The following is an 18,181-nucleotide window of genomic DNA, read 5'->3' on the forward strand; positions in this document are numbered from 1 at the left end:
TCATTTTATTACTGCGTTTAATTTTTTATAAAAAATTTTAAAATTTATGCAATAAAGCAGGATATTAAAGCATTGATATAGTGAAAAGCAAAACAAAAGAAAATTGAAAGGGGAAAATAAAATGAAAAAGGTTAGTTTATTAATTTGTGGAGCGATGTTAATGGTTATCTTGAGTGGCTGTGGTAGCAATACAGCATCAAAGACAGAAACAATAGTTACAATGGATGTTAATCCAAGCATCCAATTTGAATTAAATCAGGATGATGAAGTAGTCGGAATTAGTGCTGGAAATGAAGATGCTAAAAAGATTTTAGAAAAAGTTGATGTTGAAGATGATGATGCTAATAAGGCAGTTGATAAAATTGTTGATTCTTTAGTAGATGAGGGGCATTTATCAACAGAAAATAATACTGTTTTATTATCAGTTGATAACGATGATGATGATAAAAGAATTGAATTAGAACAAAAATTAGGTGAAACAATTCAATCATCATTAAAAGAAAATTCAATTGATGGCGCAATCTTTTCACAAGATATGGATATTGATGACGATGTTGAAAGTTTAATTAAAAAATATGATATTTCTTATGGTAAAGCAACTTTAATTGAAAAGATCTTAGATGAAAATGATGATAATCAAAAAGCTTATAAAGTTGAAGATTTAGTAAAATTAAATGCTCAGGAATTGATCATGATTTATCAGTCAATGGAAAGAAAAGATGATGATATATTATTAGGTAGTGTTAGTACATCAAAATACATTACTAGTGATGAAGCTTTAGCAGTAGCATTAAGTGATGCTGGTTTAGCTCAAAATCAAATTACTGATTTAGAAATTGATTATGATATTGAAAATGGTGTTTTAACATATGAAATTGAATTTAAAGGTAATGGTAAAGAATACGAATATGAAATTAATGCTTCTAAGGGAGTTATCGAAAGAGAAATAGAAAGTGCTTCTTCATCACCAGCAACACCAGCAGTAACACCAAATGCCAGCTCTAATTCTGGTGGTGGTAACTATGATGATAGTGACTATGGACCAAATAATGATGGTGTAACAAATTATGATGATACTGATTATGGACCAAATAACGATGGTGTGACAAACTATGATGATACTGATTATGGACCAAATAACGATGGTGTGACAAACTATGATGATACTGATTATGGACCAAATAATGATGGTGTAACAAACTATGATGACACTGATTATGGACCAAATAATGATGGTGTGACTGATTATGATGATAACGATGATGATGGGGATACTAACTACGACGATACTGATTACGATGATTAAAAAAAGTGAATCATATGATTCACTTTTCCTGATATTTTTATAAAGTTGAGATTAATTAGTGATTAATTTATGATTTAAAAAAGATTGTAAATTATAGGTTAAAAATAGTGGAAAATCATGATCGTAAAATTTTAGTAATGTAAAGATATTTATTGGAAAAACGTAGTAAAATCCAACGTTTTCTTAACATAATTAATACAAAATTTACATGAGCTTAACATAGCGACATTGTAAATTTGCTATAATTTTTTTGAAATGGGAAGGAAAGAAGTTGGATGGTTAAGGATAAACGATTAGATGAATTATTAAATTTATTAAAAGAAAAAAATCAAGAAGTTTTTGCAGAATTATATGATATCATGCATGATGAAATCTTTCGATATATTTACAGTATAGTTCGTAATAAAGAATATGCCCAAGATTTGACTCATGATACTTTTATTCAAATATATAAAAACGCAGGACGTTATAATCAAAAAAGTCATGCTAAAGCATGGATGATAACGATATCTCGAAATATAACTTATATGTCTTTACGTAAATCTAATCGGGAACTGCTTGTTGATTATGAAATTGATCATCCAGATCAAGGAATGAAAGAAACAATTCATGATAAAATCTTAATTGAAAAAATGATGACATTATTAAATAATGAAGAAAGGGAAATTATTGTTTTGCATATCGTTGAAGGATTTGCCTTTCGAGAAATATCTAGCATCATGGATATTGGCTTATCAACAGTTCTTAGTAAATATCATCGCTCATTAAAAAAATTAAGAAATAGCATGGAGGTGTAAAAATTGAAAAATCGTGAAATTAAAGATCAATTAAAAAAAGAATTTCGACAACTCCAGATGAATGATATAAAAAAGGAATTACTAGATGAAATTAAATATGTTAAACAAGTAGAGGCTTCTAGTAGTAAAAAGACTCATCGTAAACTGGTTAGTCATTGGAAAATGAGTGCGATATGTTTATCAATGATAATTATATTAAGTTTTGTAACTGTTAATTTTAATCAAAGATCACATGATGGTTGTATTGTTTCTTTTGATGTAAATCCTAATATTGAATTAGAAGTTAATGATGAAAATCGAGTAACGGATTTTGATTATCATAATGAAGAAGGTAAATTAGTTCTTAAAGATATGGATCTAATTGATACTGATATTGATGTTGCTGTTAATGCTATTATCGGTAGTATGTTTAAAAATGGGTATATCGATGAAATTAAAAACTCTGTTTTAGTTACTGTTCAAGGGGATGATCGTAATACTCGTGAAGAATTGAAAAAACGGGTTGCTAATGATGTAAAAGAAGTATTAGATGGATATTCAATTCAAGCATCAGTAGTTTCCCAGGATATTGATTACTCTAGTAAAGTAAAAAAATTAGCTGATGAATATCAGATTTCTGTTGGTAAAGCAACATTAATTCAAGAGTTGATCAATGCCAATCCTAGTTATGAGTTTAGTGATTTAACTAATTTAACGATCAATGATTTAAATACACTTGTTCATTATAAAAATATTCAGTTTAAAACTATTACAATTGATGGTGTTGAAAGTCATGATGGATATTTAAGCGATGAAGAAGTAAAAGAAAAGGTTTTAGAACATGCAAAAGTATCTGAAAATGAAGTTATTAGCTATCAATCAAATATGGATTGTGATGATAATCGTTTGATTTTTAATGTTCAAATGCAAGATTCTTATGCTATTTATAATTATCAGTTAAATGCTATTAGTGGTGAAATTATCACTTTTAATGTTGAAGTAAATGTATAGGAGGTTATTAAAATAAACTCCTAATTTAATATAAGGAGAACAGTTATGCTACTTGAAAAAGAGCCAATTTCTTATCGCCATGAATTAAAACATCGGATGAATAGTGGTGAGGATTTTTGGATTTCAAATCGATTAAAATTATTATTTGACTTAGATGATCATAGCAATGAAGATGGGATGTATCAGGTTAATAGTTTATATTTTGATACCTCTGAAGATAAAGCGTTATTTGAAAAATTGAATGGTGTTAAAAAACGTGAGAAGTTTAGAATACGTTATTATAATAATGATTTTAGTTTTATAAGATTAGAAAAAAAGATAAAAAATAATGGATTATGTGCTAAAAGAAGTGCGCAACTTAGTAAAGAAGAAGTTGAAAAAATATTAGCTGGAGATATTGATTTTCTATTGGCTAGTGAAAATCCGTTATTAATTGAATTTTATAGTAAGATCAAAGGGGAAATGTTACAACCTTCAGTAATAGTTTTTTACAGGCGGGAAGCTTATCGTTATTTACCAGGAAATGTAAGGATTACAATTGATCGTGATTTACATACGGAAACAAATGTTTTGAATTTCTTTGATTTATCAAATGGAATTGCAGCTGATCTAGGTGTTTCTATTTTAGAAGTTAAATATGATGAATTTTTACCAGATATTGTATTAAAAATGGTTCAAGGCATTTCTCAAAAAACAGGAGCATATTCAAAATTTGCTCAATGTCGATTGAAACATTGGTAGGAGAGGAAAAATGAATTTTAGTGATATTTTTAAATCAAGTTTTTTAGAAAATGCTACAGCAATTTCTTTGTTTGATATGCTAGTGGCCTTATTATTGGCATTTAGTATTGGTTTGTTTATCTTTTTTGTGTATAAAAAAAGTTATAGTGGTTTAATGTATTCAGCGAGTTTTGGTACTACTTTGATAGCTTTAACGATGATTACAACTTTAGTAATCTTAGCTGTAACTAGTAATATTGTTTTATCACTAGGGATGGTAGGGGCGTTATCAATAGTCAGATTTAGAACGGCAATTAAAGAACCAATGGATATTGCATTTTTGTTTTGGAGCATAGCTGCTGGTATTGTTTTAGCAGCGGGTTTAATTCCTTTAGCGGTAATTGGCAGTGTTATGGTTGGGTTAGTTTTGATAATTTTTTCTAATCGGAAAAATGTCTTACGACCATATATTTTAGTTGTTCATTGTCAAGATGATGAGATTGAAAAAAAAGCAAGTCAGTTTGTTAAAGAACAGGTAGATGCTTTTTCTTTGAAGAGTAAAAGTATAAAAAAACAATCAATTGAATTGAACTATGAAGTAAGAATAAAAGATCAAAGTGCTTTATTTATAAATGAATTATCAAATATGGAAGGAATCACATATGCGGTTTTAGTTTCTTATAATGGTGATTATATGGGATAAGTTATGATTAGGCATAAACATTTTGATAAAATTGTTATTGTAACAACAGTTTTAGCATTGATTTTTGCAACTGGACTACTTTTTAAAGGACAATGGGGATTACAGTCAACTGATTCTATGCCACCATATGCAAATAAATTATTTGATGATAGTTATGTTCATCAAATTGATTTGCAGTTTAATGATCCGGAAAGTTTTTTTGCAAATGCCAAAGAGGAAAAATATGTTGAAGCAACAATTACGATTGATGGTGAAGTATTTGAAAATGTAGGTTTACGAGTAAAAGGAAATAATTCATTACGTTTAGTTGAACGTTATGGTTTGACAAGATATAGTATGAAAATTGAATTTGATCATTATAATAAGGATTTAAATTACTATGGTTTGGATAAAATGTCATTAGATTGTTCGTTTCAGGATAATAGTTATCTAAAAAACTATATGACTTATCAGATGATGAGTTTTATGGAAGTACCATCATCGTTGTGTAGTTATACCTGGGTAACTATTAATGATAAGGATTGGGGGCTTTTTTTAGCGATTGAAGAAGTAGAAGAAGCATTTGTAAAAAGAAACTTTGGTAAAAATTATGGTAAATTATATAAACCAAGTTATCGAAGCTTAGATGATGAAAATGCTGATATTGCCCTTAAATATATTGGTGATGATGTTGAAAATTATAATAATATTTTTAATAATGCTCGATTTGACATTACATTGGAAGATAAAAAAAGATTGATTGAAGCAATTAAAATACTTGATAGTGGTAAAAACTTGGAAACAGCAGTTAATATTGATGAAGTGTTAGCATACTTTGTGGTTCAAGTGTTTGTTGTAAATATGGATAGTTATTTAGGGCGAACTGGTCATAATTATTTTTTGTATGAAGAAGATGGTATTATGACAATGATTCCTTGGGATTATAATTTAGCTTTTGCTACTTATTCACTTGGAATGCCTAATCCTATTAATGATGCAACGTTATATGTTAATTATCCAATTAATACGCCAGCTTCAGGAACAATTATGAAAAATCGTCCTTTGTACCATCATGTAATGAAAAATGATGATTATTATAAAAAGTATCATGAATATTTTGATTATTTTGTAAAAGAGTATTATGAAAATGGTTATTTTGAAAAGAAAATAGCTAAAACAACTAAAATGATTGCTCCTTATGTAAAAAAAGATCCAACTGCTTTTTGTAGTTATGAAGATTATTTACTAGGAGTAGAAACTTTTAAAGAATTTTGCAGTTTACGCTTTCAAAGTGTTCGTGGTCAATTAGAAGGCAAGATTGCTTCAACCTGGAAAGAACAAGAAACAAATACTACTAAAATAAATGCAGATCATATTTGGTTGCCAGATATGGGAGAAATTGCTGATTTGAAGGATTAGTTAATAAAAGGCCAGATAAAATTGTAATTAATACAGTTTTACAGGCCTTATTTTTATTCTTTGATATAGTTTTCTAAAATAGTATCAAAATCAATACCAGCTTTAAATCCTAACGTAAAATAATCATCAACACAATTTTGGAAAGCTTCAAAAGTATATGTTTCATTGATTTTTAAAGCATTTTGATAAACTTTGATTAATTGATTAGCGATACTAATCTGGTTATTTATTTCCTGATAATTTTTTAAATTATCAACATGCAATTCAAAACCAATTGACATTAACATATGCAACCCATCAATATAATAATCAATTAAATCCTTACTATTAGTTGAAGAATTATCCCAGAAACTAAAAATATGTGCTTCTTCACCAAATTTACCAAGTTCACATAAGAATGCTAAAACTTTAGCTTCTACTTTATCCTTGTTTAAAACAGCATGGTCAGGATTACTGACTAATTTTAGTTCATGAGTAACGTGTTGTTGATAAATTTTATTAATCTCATTCATTGATTTTCACCTCTTATTAAGTATTATACTCTTTTTTATGACCTTTTCATGAATTTTGTTCAATATAGTCATCATGAAGATATTCTTTTTTGTAGGTGTTATTAGTTAAATCTTGAACGACATCTAAAAAATCTAGATTTTCTAGATAACAATAATAATTAACACGATCTAAATATTCTTTATTTATACATTTTATTTGATGAACTTTTAAAAGATGATCAAATTTTTTAGTATAAGAATAATCAATTGTAATTTTATATAGTGGTACCAGATGTTTTTCAACGATGTCTGCTTCTTTTAAAGCATCGGCAACACTTTGACGATATGCCCTAGTTAGACCGCCAGCCCCTAGTTTGATCCCACCAAAATAACGGGTTACAATTGCAATAACATTAGATAAGTCATTTTTTTCTAAAACATCCAACATTGGTAAACCGGCTGTACCGCTAGGTTCACCATCATCATTAGCTCTTTTAGCATTTTGAACGATGTATGCAACACAATTATGAGTAGCATCATGATATTTTTGTTTATATTCATCAATTATATCATTAATTTGTGCTTCATTATTGCAAGGTATTAAAGTACAAATAAATTCTGATTTTTTAATCGTCCAGCGATAAACGGTAATTTCACGTACTGATTTCATCTAATCCCTCATTTCTTTATTATCATAACACATATTACTAGCAAAAAGTTAATAAATTTGGTATATTAGAAACGTAATTATAGGAGGCATACTATGAAAAAGATAGCAGTTTTAGCTGATAGTGGTTGTCAATTTCCAATCGGATCATTAGAAGCTGAGGGAATTTATATTGTTCCTCTTACAATAACAATGGGAGAACAGTCATATTTAGATTTAGAAGAAATAAGTGCCGAGGAAGTTTTTCGGCGTATGGAAAGAACTAATGAGATGGTATTAACATCACAACCATCAACTGGTTCAATCCAAGGAACAGTTCGTAGAATCAAAGATGCAGGTTATGACCATATTATTGGTTTACCAATTGCTACTGGTTTATCTTCTACCTTAAATGGGATGAAGTTAGCTTGTGATATGGTGGGAATTCCAATTACTTTGATTGATACTAAGGCAACAGCTTGTATTCAGCGTTATTTAATTAGAGTAGCTAAAAAATTGATTGATGATGGTAAAAGTGTTGCTGAAATTGAATCTATTTTAACTTCATTGGTTGAAGATTCCGGAACATTGATCATGGTTCCTAATCTTGATCATCTAAAAAAAGGCGGACGTATTACTCCAGCGGTTGCTATTTTAGGAAATTTATTGAAAATTGTTCCAGTTATGAAACTGAATTATAAACTTGGTGGTAAGATTGATACTTTTGATAAAGTAAGAACAGTAAAAAAAGCAAACTTAAGAATTATTGATCATTTAGTTAATGATTGTGGAGTTAATAATAAAGATTATGTTATTGCCATTGAACATGTTTTAGTTAATGATCTTGCAAATCAAATGAAAGAAGAATTAATTAAAAGAATTGGTGATTGTTATATTACAGTTCGTGAGTTACCAGCTGTAGTTGGTGCACATATGGGTGTTGGCGGTATTGGATATCAATATATACGTAAATATCAAGGGTTATCATGGAACGAATAACAAGTTTTAGTGTTGACCATACTAAATTAACTAAGGGAGTTTATATTTCTCGAGTTGATGATAATTTAACTACTTATGATATTCGTATGACTTCACCAAATATCGAACCGGCTTTAAAACCAGAAGCAGCTCATACAATTGAACATATTGGGGCAACGTTATTAAGAAATGGTAAGTACCGTGATAAAATAATTTATTTCGGGCCAATGGGTTGTATGACAGGGTTTTATTTAATTACTAAAGATTTAGATTTTGATACAGTTATTGAACTTGTTAAAGAAACTTTTATCCAAATTGCCAACTGGGATCAAGAAATTCCGGGGGCTAAAAAAGAAGAATGTGGTAATTATACATTTATGGATTTAAAGACAGCTAAAAATGTGGCAACCAATTTTCTTGAAAGCAAATGGGAACATCAGTACCATTATTTATAATAGAAATCTTATAATCACTGGCATTGTTTGTCAGTGATTTTTTATATAATAAAACGTGAGTTTTTATCTCACGTTTAACTAATCAATTCAGATACTTGATCATAGATCAAGCTTTCTTGTGCTTTATCACACATAACGATAATACTATCACCGCTTTTTAAATATGTATCGCCACGAGGAATAAATTCTTTTCCATCACGTTGTAAAGATACAATTAAACATTGACTAGGCCAATCAACTTCTTTTAAAAGACAGTTTTCAAGCTTACAATTAGGAACAATCATAAAATCTAAAAGTACTTTTTCACCAACTCCTTGTGGGATAGGGTAATTCCGTTTTTTCAATAAATTTGTTAATAGACTTTCATAAATTGGTTCAGCTTTTAATAAATCAGCTACGATATAAGCAACGATTGTAACTAAAGCAATTGAAAGAAGATGATTTAGTGAACCGGTCATTTCAAAGATTAAAATTATTCCAGTCACTGGGGCTCTAACGATTGCGGTAAAATAACCAGCCATAGCTAGTAAAACAAAATTATTGATATATTGGGCTTCTAAACCAAGATAAATATGAGCAAGATTACCCATTAGTCCCCCAATCATACAGCCAATAACTAATAACGGGAAGAAAATTCCGCCTGGAGCGCCAGAACCAAAACTAATTTGAGCAAATAGAAATTTGCCAATTAGAAAAAATAAGATCAAGGAAACTGTAAGTTTACCTTCTGTTAATAAGTCAACTAATGTATCACCATTGCCGATTAATTCTGGAATAGTAAACCCTAAAACTCCTGCTAAAATAAAAGGAATTAATAATTTTTTAAAAGGAGTCAGATTAAAATGACTATAGAGATTTTGGATGTAAAGCAATGATTTATTATAAAAAGCGCCTAATAATCCTAAAACAGCTCCTAAAATTAATAATATCCAGTAATAATTAGTTGGGATGGTGCTAACTACATTAAAATTAAAAACAGGATCCATTCCTAAAAGCTGACTCATTACATAATCTGCAGCAATTGATGAAGTCATTACCGATACTAATAATGGTGCGGAAAAATGTTTATGAACTTCTTCTAAAGCAAACATTACACCAGCTAATGGAGCATGAAAGGCGGCAGCCAAACCGGCACTAGCCCCACATGTCAATAAATATCGTTCTTCAGTTTTATTTCTTTTTAAAATATGACCAATTCCTTTACCAGTCATTGCCCCTAACTGGATAGAAGGACCTTCACGTCCTAATGCTAGACCGGCAATGTTTGATAAAAAGCCACCAGCAAATTTACATATTAAAACTCGCCACCAGTTAGCATCAATTTTACCACTAAGTTCACCTTCAAGCTGTGGAATACCACTTCCTGATATTAATGGTTCAAAAGTCACTAGTTTAGAGACGATCTTAGCAAGTATTATTAAAATTACAAACCATAATGCAATTGTAAAAATTGATTCTTTACAAAAGGTTAAAATTTTATTAAGCCACAGGGCACCCTGGCTTAAACAAACTCGATAGCCAACAATAATAAAACCGCTGGCAATACCAACAATTAATCCCTCCAATAATAAAACTAACTTAAATCTTTTTGAATCTAATATTTTTGTTAATCTGTTTTTCATAAAATTCCCCATTTCAAAATTATTATAAATCGAAATGTGTGAATTAGTAAAGGCTGTTTTTTATTTGGTGAATAATTGTTTTATTTCTCAAAAAAATAAGGTACAATTAAAGTGGTGATAGAAGTGAGTAGACGTTTAGATGCAATTGAAACCGTAGTAGCAGTTTTTAACGAAGCAATGGCAATTCAAGAAATATATTTAAAAAAAGGTAAGTTTAAAGAATTGTCGATGAGTGAAACCCATGTTCTTGATGCCATTGATAAAGTCGATTTTCCTTCAATGACAAATGTTGCTAAAGAATTGCATATCACTGTAGGTACTTTAACAACTGCTGTAAAAAAGATAGCTGAAAAGGGATTTTTAGTTAAAGAACGTTCTACAAAAGATCAACGAGTTTTTTTATTGAAATTAACCAAAAAAGGGCATGAAGCTTTAGTAGTTCATGAAAATTTTCATCGTGAATTAGCTAATATTTATAAATCAGCAATTCCAGACGAACGACTTGACTGGGTTTTTGATACTTTAAAAAAAATTAAAATTGATCTTGAAAGTTTCAAAAAAGAATTAGAAGCAAAATAGTGGCGTGATGCCACTATTTTCTTTATCACTATATTACATATCATTAGTGAAATATCTGGTGTGTGATATCATGTAAACAAATTATCAATTTGATTACTTGCCAAAACAATGATTGAAATCGATTTGGGGTGAAAAGATGCAATTAGATTTGCACAAGCCATGATAGTATTACCAGATGTAATAACATCATCAAAAATAATTACATCTTGATTAAATAATCGATGACCATCTTTAATTTTGATATGCTGTTTAATTAAACTACGATCGTTTTGACTAGCTTGTTTATATGAAGAAGTTTTATATAAACCAGTAAAAATATTATTACTAAAACTTTGAACGATCATTTCATTAGGATTAAAACCCCGTCGCTTATTATCTTCATCGCTACTAGGAACAATGGCAATTAAGTGACGCCGATATCGGGTTTTAAAATCATAGAAAGGATTTAAAAAGGCATCTTTTAAAGCATAATCATCTTGTCCTTTGTATTGAAATAATATTTTTTTAAAAAAGCTATTGTAATAATATAAAATAGTCAAAGGATAATTGTGAAAGTAGTGTTGTTGATTATAGATATCAAATTTGTTAAGGCAATCTAAACATAGTGATGACTGGTGACAAAAATGATATAAACTAGGCTGGCTTTCAATTTCTTGAAAACAAATTAAGCATTGTCTTGCTTTATTGTAGATATGCATTTTTTTATCGCCTTAGTTTTATATGGGGTAAAAATACTTATCGAGCCATTTGGGTGATTTATATTTCGTCCCACTCGTCCACATATTTGAATCAAGGTGCTTTGATTGAAAACACGATTATTGCCTTGTAAAACAATTACTTGAACATTATCAACGGTAATTCCGCGCTCTAATATTGTTGTTGCAACGATAACATCAAGTTTTCCGTTTTTTAAAGCAGCTAATCTTTTTTCAATTTTAGTAGTTTTAGAACTACATTCTAAACACTTCAGCTTAAATAATTTAAAGATTTTAGTGCATTTGTAAGTTTGTTTAATACTGGGAACAAAAACTATTGTAGGCTTGCTGTTTTTTACATTTGCTTTTATTTTAAAAACAGCAATTATGTAAGCGAGCCAGTTAGGTGTGATATAACATTTAGGGATGTCTAATAAGTGACCGTGATAACGTTTAGTCATTAATAAATCCGGGTTATCATTCATTGTTGCTGACATATAAATATAGTTACCTTTAATACTATTTTCTAAAATACTTTGAAGAACGTCATTGTTGGCATATGGGAAAGCATCTAGTTCGTCTAAAATCAATAAATCAAAAGTATTGGGATATCGATAAAGCTGATGAGTTGTACAAATAATAAATTGACCTGAGGTGATTTTGGTATGACCACCATAAACACATGTAATGTCGATGTTTGAAAATTGACTTTGAATTCGATTAGCTAATTCAATTACTAATTCCTTACGTGGGGTCGTAAAACAAACACAATGATTATTGTTAAGGGCATATTTGATTACTTCATAGGTTATTTCTGTTTTACCGGCACCGCATACCGCTTTTAAATTAGTATTTTTGTTGTTAATATAGCGGTTTAAAAGATCTTTAGAAATCTTTTGTTGTAAGGGGGTTAGCTGATAGTCTAAATGATAATCTATCTTGGCTTTTGGCAGATTAAAGCTGTTTTTGACTATTTGTTTGCTACCAACATTAATGCATTTACGGCAATATGTTATTTGGTTAAAAGTATAAAAATATTTTGGATCTTGATTTTTACATCGTGGACAAATCATCTTTATCACCTGACTATATTATAACGCAAATTGTGGTGATTTTTGTCTTAAATTGGTGATAAATTTGTCTCGTTGATGTTTTATTTTTGTTTAGTTAAAATATGATAATTTTATTTGTTTTTTTAGTTATTGATTGTTATTTTGACAATGAATAAGCCAAAATAAGCTAAAAAAGGTAACGATGCATTTTTTGTCGAGTGAAATTAATTTATCTTAAAAAATAATAGTAATATACTAAAGTTGACCAGATGATTAAAGGGGTGAATGAAATGCAAGGAAAAGTAAAATGGTTTAATGCGGAAAAAGGTTTTGGATTTATTGACCGTGGTGATGGAAAAGATGTATTTGTACATTATAGTCAAATCTTACAAGATGGATATAAAACTTTAAATGAAGGCGAATTAGTTGAATTTGAGCTTTATAAAAGTGATCGTGGGATGCAGGCCAAACATGTAGTAAAAGTTTAAAAATATTTAAAAGCCAATAGACTTGAAGTGATTCAAGGAATATTGGCTTTTATTTTACAATTTATAAACAATAATTTAATCTTGATTTTACATCGTAATTAGAATATAATTTACTAATTCACTTAAGGGGTTTAAATTAATAACTTTAAATGTTATAATACGATAGACAAAGAATAAGGAGCGTATTTCATGGCAAGTAGAAAAGAGCAAATTCGTAGAGAATTGAAAAAGAAACAAGAAAAAGAAGGACTTAACCCAGATGCTGTAAAAGATATCGTTGATTTAAAAGATGATACTGGGGAAGATATAAAAGTAGAAGATTTCCATGGTGAATATAACGGAGAAGTAATTCCTTTTAGTACTACGCCTCATTCAACAAAAAAAGGATTAGTTGCTAAGATCAAAGGAGTCTTTGATGATGAAAGAAAGCAATTAAAAAAATTAGATAAGATGGCTGATGAAGTTTTAAGCTTAGAACCTAAATATCAAGCAATGAGTGATGATGAATTAGCTAATCAAACTAATGTTTTTAAAGAAGCTTTAGCCAGTGGAAAAACTCTAGATGATATTATTATTGATGCTTATGCAGTAGTTCGTGAAGCGGCTTATCGTAAACTTGGCCTTAAAGCATTTAAGGTACAGATCATGGGGGCTATTACTTTACACGAAGGTGATATTGCAGAAATGAAAACTGGTGAAGGTAAAACATTAACATCAATCTTTCCAGTTTATTTAAATGCTTTAACTAATAAAGGGGTACATGTTGTAACAGTTAATGATTATTTAGCTGGACGTGATGCCCAAAATAACGGTTTAGTATTTAATTTTTTAGGACTTACAGTTGGTTTAAATAAACGTGAATTAACCCCATTACAAAAACAACAGGCTCACGGATGTGACATTACTTATACTACTAATGCAGAATTAGGTTTTGACTATTTACGTGATAACATGGTAACTCGTTTAGAAGATAAAGTGTTAGTAAAAGGGTTAAATTATGCATTAATTGATGAGGTTGACTCAATTTTAATTGATGAATCAAGAACACCATTAATTATTTCTGGTGGTAGAAAAAATACTGCTGCCCTTTATTTACAAGCTGATAAGTTTGTTAAATCATTACAGGCAGATAAAGATTATGAAGTTGATATTGAAAGTAAAACAGTTGCTTTAACTGCTAGTGGTATTGCTAAAGCAGAAAAAGGATTTAAATTAAATAACTTATATGATCCACAACATACATCATTAGTACATCGTATTAATCAGGCCTTAAAAGCTAATTATGTTATGACTCGTGATGTTGAATATATGATTGCTACTGATGATGGTAGTCATGATATTAAAAATGCTAAGATCATGATCATTGACCAATTCACTGGTCGTGTTATGCCAGGACGTGCATATTCAGATGGATTACATCAAGCAATCGAAGCAAAAGAAGGAGTTCCAATCAAAGAAGAAACTGAAACTCGTGCCACAATTACTTATCAAAACTTCTTTAGATTATTTAATAAATTAGCAGGGATGACTGGTACTGCTAAAACTGAAGAAGAAGAATTTAGATTAATTTACAACATGCGTGTTATTGAAATTCCAACTAATAGACCAGTTATTAGAGATGACCGCAATGATAAAATTTATTCAACTAAAGCAAATAAATTTAAAGCTTTATGTGATGAAGTTGTTGCCCGTAATTCTTATGGACAGCCAATTTTGATTGGTACAGTATCTGTTGAAACATCAGAAGTTTTATCAAAAATGTTAAATCGTCGTAAAATTAAACATAACGTTTTAAATGCTAAAAACCATGCTAAAGAAGCTGAAATTATTGAAAAAGCTGGTCAACGTGGAGCAGTTACAATTGCTACTAACATGGCTGGTCGTGGTACTGACATCAAATTAGGTGAAGGTGTTGCCGAAATTGGTGGTTTAGCAGTTATCGGTTCTGAACGACATGAATCTAGACGTATTGATAATCAGTTAAGAGGACGTTCTGGTCGTCAAGGAGATCCTGGGTATTCAGTATTCTATGTATCTTTTGAAGATGAATTAATGGAACGTTTCGCTGGTGAAAGATTAAGTTCATTTAAAGATTATTTAGATGATGATCAGGCAATTGAAAATAAAATGGTTACTAAAGCCATTGAAAGTGCCCAAAAACGAGTTGAAGGACAAAACTTTGATGCTCGTAAACATATTTTGGAATACGATGATGTTATGCGTCAACAACGTGAAATTATGTATAAAGAACGTGATGATATCATGTCTGAAGATAGTTTAGATGATATTGTTAAAGGAATGTTCAATCAAGCTATTGAAATGACAGTACGTCAATATACTAAACATGATGGTAAACATGATACGATTGATGTTGCTGGAGTTGTTGATTTTGTTGCTAAAAACTACATGTTATTAGTAGAAATTCATGCTAATAACTGTGAATCTTTACAACATGATCCTAAAAAATTAACTGATACCTTAACAGATTTAGTATTCAATCAATATACTAGTCGTTTTAATAAAGATTTACCACCAGAAAAGAAATTACAATATGAAAGAAGTATTCTTTTAGGAGTAATTGATTATACTTGGATCAATCATATTGATGCCATGACTAAGTTACGTAATGGTATTTATTTGAGAGCTTATGCCCAAAAAGATCCTTTAGCTGAGTATACTGAAGAAGCATTCTATATGTTTGAACAAATGACTAGCAGTATTGCTGATACGATTTCTCGTAATATTGTTCATATGGGAGTGCGTCCAGGTAGTGAAACTGAGCAAAAAATTCCTCATTTAAAAATGGAATTAACGTTTAAATAATGGAATTATATGAAATTAAAAATGGGCTTTCTAAAGCCCATTTATTAATAGATGAGTTTTATCAATCAATCGATATTGAAGCATATCGTCGAGAGATTGAAGGACTAACTGTTATTACATTACAAGAGGGATTTTGGAATGATGCTAATAAAGCTAAAGGGATTTACGATAAGTTAAATCGAATGAAAAAAACAGTTGAACAATATGATTCACTAAAACAAAAACTTGATGAATTAAATGAAACTTATGAATTAGTAAAAAATACTGAAGATAAAGAGTTCATGGAAATTCTTGAAAGCGATTTTTTAACTTTTCAACATGATTTAGGTGAGTTTGAAAAAACAATGTTACTATCAGGTGAACATGATGATTTAAATGCTATCGTAGAAATTCATCCTGGTGCTGGTGGTACTGAAAGCCAGGATTGGGCCGATATGTTATTTAGAATGTATCAGCGTTATGCAACCAATAAAGGCTGGAAAGTTGAAGTTCTTGATTATTTAGATGGTGATGTTGCTGGTATTAAGTCAGTAACTATGCTGATTAAAGGCGACATGGCATATGGTCATTTAAAAGCAGAAAAAGGTGTTCATCGATTAGTGCGGTTATCACCATTTGATTCAGCTAAACGGCGTCATACATCATTTGCTTCTGTTGATGTTATGCCGGAGTTTAATAATGAAATCGAAATTGAAATTCAAAGTAGTGATTTAAAAATTGATACTTATCGTGCTAGTGGTGCTGGAGGACAGCATATTAATAAAACTGATTCTGCTGTTAGAATAACGCACTTACCGACAAATATTGTTGTTACTTGTCAAAGTCAGCGTAGTCAAATTCAAAACCGTGAGCAGGCAATGATCATGTTAAAGAGTAAATTATATCAATTGATGTTAGAAAAACAAGCTAGTCAGTTACAAGAATTAAAAGGTGAACAAAAAGAGATTGCCTGGGGTTCTCAAATTAGATCATATGTATTACATCCGTATTCTTTAGTAAAGGATAATCGTAGTAATTATGAATCTAATAACCCAAAAGCAGTTTTAGATGGTGATTTAGATGATTTTATTTATGCATATTTAAAAACAAGTTTATAAGGAGGGTGTAATGAAGAAGATATTAAAAGAAACATTAATTATTATTTTAGGTAACTTTATTTTAGCACTAGGTATTTGTGCATTTATTACACCGGCAGGATTTATTACTGGTGGTGCTTCTGGTATTGGGATTGCAGTTAAAGCAGTAACAGGAATCAACATTTCTTATACTGTTTATGCAATTAACATCATTATGTTTATTATTGGGTATTTTTACTTAGGTAAAAAGTTTGCTTATGGAACATTATTGAGTACTTTTATTTATCCGACTTTTTTAGCACTATTAGAACGAGTTGATGCATTTTCAACTATTACTAATGACCCAATCTTAGCGACAATTTATGCGGGACTTTGTATGGGAATTGGAGCCGGGCTGGTTTTTAGAGTCGGTGGTAGTACTGGGGGAATGGATATTCCACCAATGATCATTAGTAAAAAAACTGGAATTTCATTAGCCTGGTTAATAAATATATTTGATTGTTTAGTTTTAATAATTCAGGTAATCTTTTGTCCAATTACAATCGAAGAAGTTTTATACGCCATAGCTGTTGTTATTATCTTAACAATTGTAATGGATCAAGTAATGATGCTTGGTGAAACAAAAGTTCAAGTAACGATTATTTCACCGAAATGGAAAGAGATTCGTAAAGTTGTTTTCGATAATATTAATCGCGGCTGTACTTTATTGAATATTACTACTGGCTACCAGCAAAAAGATCAATATGCAGTAATGTCAGTAGTATCTAAACGGGAATTGCATTTATTAAATGATATGGTTCTAGAGATCGATCCAACGGCTTTTATCATTAGTAATGCTACTCATAGTGTAAAAGGACGTGGCTTTACGCTACCATCAATTGATTTATAAATTAATTAAAGTGTTGATTTAAAAAGTCAACACTTTTAAATCATTATCAAAAATATTTGGTTTCTTTAAATAAAAAAAGAAATCTCGCGATTTCTTTTTTACCGTTGATTTATTTATTATGACTATTTAAGTCGATGTAAAAATCAACGTGGCCACAGTTAGGACAATAGCAGCTTTTTAGTTCATAGTTAGTTTTTTTTAAATCATCATTTTTAATAATTAACTCAAGATAACTTAGACTTGACATGCCATTGTCTTTGATAAAACAATTATTTTTTAGTTCTGTTTGGCATATTGGACATATTCTTTTCATATTGTCACCTCTTTATTTTATTGTATCAAAAATTAAGTGATAATGACAGTATTTATGCCCTTATTTGACAAAGTGTGCTATAATAACCGTGGAGCAAAAGGGCTCTTGGAAAATTGAATATTTGAAAACTAAATATATATAAATAAAAATAAGAAAGGAG

The 18,181-nt window shown here is 29.8% G+C and carries 19 protein-coding genes; 13 read left to right on the plus strand and 6 right to left on the minus strand.

Annotated features, from left to right (window positions below; all coding sequences use genetic code 11):
• Positions 1–121 precede the first annotated feature (121 nt).
• The 6 genes from ABGT36_RS03405 (at position 122) to ABGT36_RS03430 (ending at position 5,914) form a co-directional block, all read left to right on the plus strand.
• Entirely contained in the window at positions 122–1,306 is a 1,185-nt protein-coding gene (locus ABGT36_RS03405) for a PepSY domain-containing protein (RefSeq protein ID WP_346676842.1), read from the plus strand.
• 275 nt (positions 1,307–1,581) lie between these two features.
• Positions 1,582–2,103, plus strand: a complete 522-nt coding sequence (locus tag ABGT36_RS03410; protein ID WP_346676844.1) for an RNA polymerase sigma factor — start codon at positions 1,582–1,584, stop codon at positions 2,101–2,103.
• Positions 2,104–2,106: 3 nt separating this feature from the next.
• Positions 2,107–3,093 (plus strand): PepSY domain-containing protein, encoded by a 987-nt coding sequence (locus tag ABGT36_RS03415; RefSeq protein ID WP_087373743.1) that lies wholly within the window; start codon positions 2,107–2,109, stop codon positions 3,091–3,093.
• Positions 3,094–3,138: 45 nt separating this feature from the next.
• Positions 3,139–3,834, plus strand: a complete 696-nt coding sequence (locus ABGT36_RS03420; protein WP_204245244.1) for a polyphosphate polymerase domain-containing protein — start codon at positions 3,139–3,141, stop codon at positions 3,832–3,834.
• 10 nt (positions 3,835–3,844) lie between these two features.
• Positions 3,845–4,516 carry a DUF4956 domain-containing protein gene (locus ABGT36_RS03425; protein ID WP_087373740.1) on the plus strand — a complete coding sequence of 224 codons (672 nt, stop codon included), beginning with the start codon at positions 3,845–3,847 and terminating at the stop codon, positions 4,514–4,516.
• A 3-nt stretch (positions 4,517–4,519) separates the two neighbouring features.
• On the plus strand, positions 4,520–5,914 hold the full coding sequence (locus ABGT36_RS03430) for a CotH kinase family protein (RefSeq protein ID WP_300078320.1): 1,395 nt from the start codon (positions 4,520–4,522) through the stop codon (positions 5,912–5,914).
• 53 nt (positions 5,915–5,967) lie between these two features.
• On the opposite strand, the gene ABGT36_RS03435 is transcribed toward ABGT36_RS03430, so the two are convergent.
• Both ABGT36_RS03435 and ABGT36_RS03440 read right to left on the minus strand, forming a co-directional pair.
• Positions 5,968–6,426, minus strand: coding sequence for a dUTP diphosphatase (locus ABGT36_RS03435; protein ID WP_300078317.1), 459 nt, complete (start codon positions 6,424–6,426; stop codon positions 5,968–5,970).
• Positions 6,427–6,472: 46 nt separating this feature from the next.
• Complete coding sequence (locus ABGT36_RS03440) at positions 6,473–7,075, minus strand: YigZ family protein (RefSeq protein ID WP_296882788.1); 603 nt, start codon at positions 7,073–7,075, stop codon at positions 6,473–6,475.
• Positions 7,076–7,168: 93 nt separating this feature from the next.
• Between ABGT36_RS03440 and ABGT36_RS03445 the strand changes: the two genes are divergently transcribed.
• Complete coding sequence (locus ABGT36_RS03445) at positions 7,169–8,050, plus strand: DegV family protein (protein ID WP_087300413.1); 882 nt, start codon at positions 7,169–7,171, stop codon at positions 8,048–8,050.
• A complete protein-coding gene (locus ABGT36_RS03450; protein WP_087300411.1) occupies positions 8,038–8,484 on the plus strand; it encodes an S-ribosylhomocysteine lyase in 447 nt (148 codons plus the stop codon). The genes ABGT36_RS03445 and ABGT36_RS03450 overlap by 13 nt, the downstream gene beginning before the upstream one ends.
• 74 nt (positions 8,485–8,558) lie before the next feature.
• On the opposite strand, the gene ABGT36_RS03455 is transcribed toward ABGT36_RS03450, so the two are convergent.
• Positions 8,559–10,106 carry a ClC family H(+)/Cl(-) exchange transporter gene (locus ABGT36_RS03455; protein ID WP_346676850.1) on the minus strand — a complete coding sequence of 516 codons (1,548 nt, stop codon included), beginning with the start codon at positions 10,104–10,106 and terminating at the stop codon, positions 8,559–8,561.
• 123 nt (positions 10,107–10,229) lie between these two features.
• Here ABGT36_RS03455 and ABGT36_RS03460 point away from each other — a divergent pair, with 123 nt between their 5' ends.
• Positions 10,230–10,685, plus strand: a complete 456-nt coding sequence (locus ABGT36_RS03460; RefSeq protein WP_087300407.1) for a MarR family winged helix-turn-helix transcriptional regulator — start codon at positions 10,230–10,232, stop codon at positions 10,683–10,685.
• A gap of 68 nt (positions 10,686–10,753) precedes the next feature.
• Here the strand turns inward: ABGT36_RS03460 and ABGT36_RS03465 are convergent, their stop codons facing one another.
• On the minus strand, positions 10,754–11,383 hold the full coding sequence (locus tag ABGT36_RS03465) for a ComF family protein (protein WP_087373730.1): 630 nt from the start codon (positions 11,381–11,383) through the stop codon (positions 10,754–10,756).
• On the minus strand, positions 11,350–12,453 hold the full coding sequence (locus tag ABGT36_RS03470) for a helicase-related protein (protein ID WP_087373729.1): 1,104 nt from the start codon (positions 12,451–12,453) through the stop codon (positions 11,350–11,352). The genes ABGT36_RS03465 and ABGT36_RS03470 overlap by 34 nt, the downstream gene beginning before the upstream one ends.
• A 269-nt stretch (positions 12,454–12,722) precedes the next feature.
• Between ABGT36_RS03470 and ABGT36_RS03475 the strand changes: the two genes are divergently transcribed.
• The 4 genes from ABGT36_RS03475 (at position 12,723) to ABGT36_RS03490 (ending at position 17,708) form a co-directional block, all read left to right on the plus strand.
• Complete coding sequence (locus ABGT36_RS03475; RefSeq protein ID WP_087300401.1) at positions 12,723–12,920, plus strand: cold-shock protein; 198 nt, start codon at positions 12,723–12,725, stop codon at positions 12,918–12,920.
• 189 nt (positions 12,921–13,109) lie between these two features.
• Positions 13,110–15,743, plus strand: coding sequence for a preprotein translocase subunit SecA (gene secA, locus ABGT36_RS03480; RefSeq protein ID WP_087300399.1), 2,634 nt, complete (start codon positions 13,110–13,112; stop codon positions 15,741–15,743).
• Positions 15,743–16,840: a peptide chain release factor 2 gene (gene prfB, locus ABGT36_RS03485; protein ID WP_087300397.1), complete on the plus strand. Its 1,098-nt coding sequence runs from the start codon at positions 15,743–15,745 to the stop codon at positions 16,838–16,840. The genes secA and prfB overlap by 1 nt, the downstream gene beginning before the upstream one ends.
• 10 nt (positions 16,841–16,850) lie before the next feature.
• Positions 16,851–17,708, plus strand: a complete 858-nt coding sequence (locus ABGT36_RS03490) for a YitT family protein (RefSeq protein WP_296882798.1) — start codon at positions 16,851–16,853, stop codon at positions 17,706–17,708.
• 109 nt (positions 17,709–17,817) lie between these two features.
• Here the strand turns inward: ABGT36_RS03490 and ABGT36_RS03495 are convergent, their stop codons facing one another.
• A complete protein-coding gene (locus ABGT36_RS03495) occupies positions 17,818–18,021 on the minus strand; it encodes a hypothetical protein (RefSeq protein WP_087300393.1) in 204 nt (67 codons plus the stop codon).
• Positions 18,022–18,181: the final 160 nt, after the last annotated feature.

The sequence above is a fragment of the Erysipelatoclostridium sp. An173 genome, assembly GCF_963931465.1.
In the GTDB taxonomy this organism is placed as follows: domain Bacteria; phylum Bacillota_I; class Bacilli_A; order Erysipelotrichales; family Coprobacillaceae; genus Thomasclavelia; species Thomasclavelia merdavium.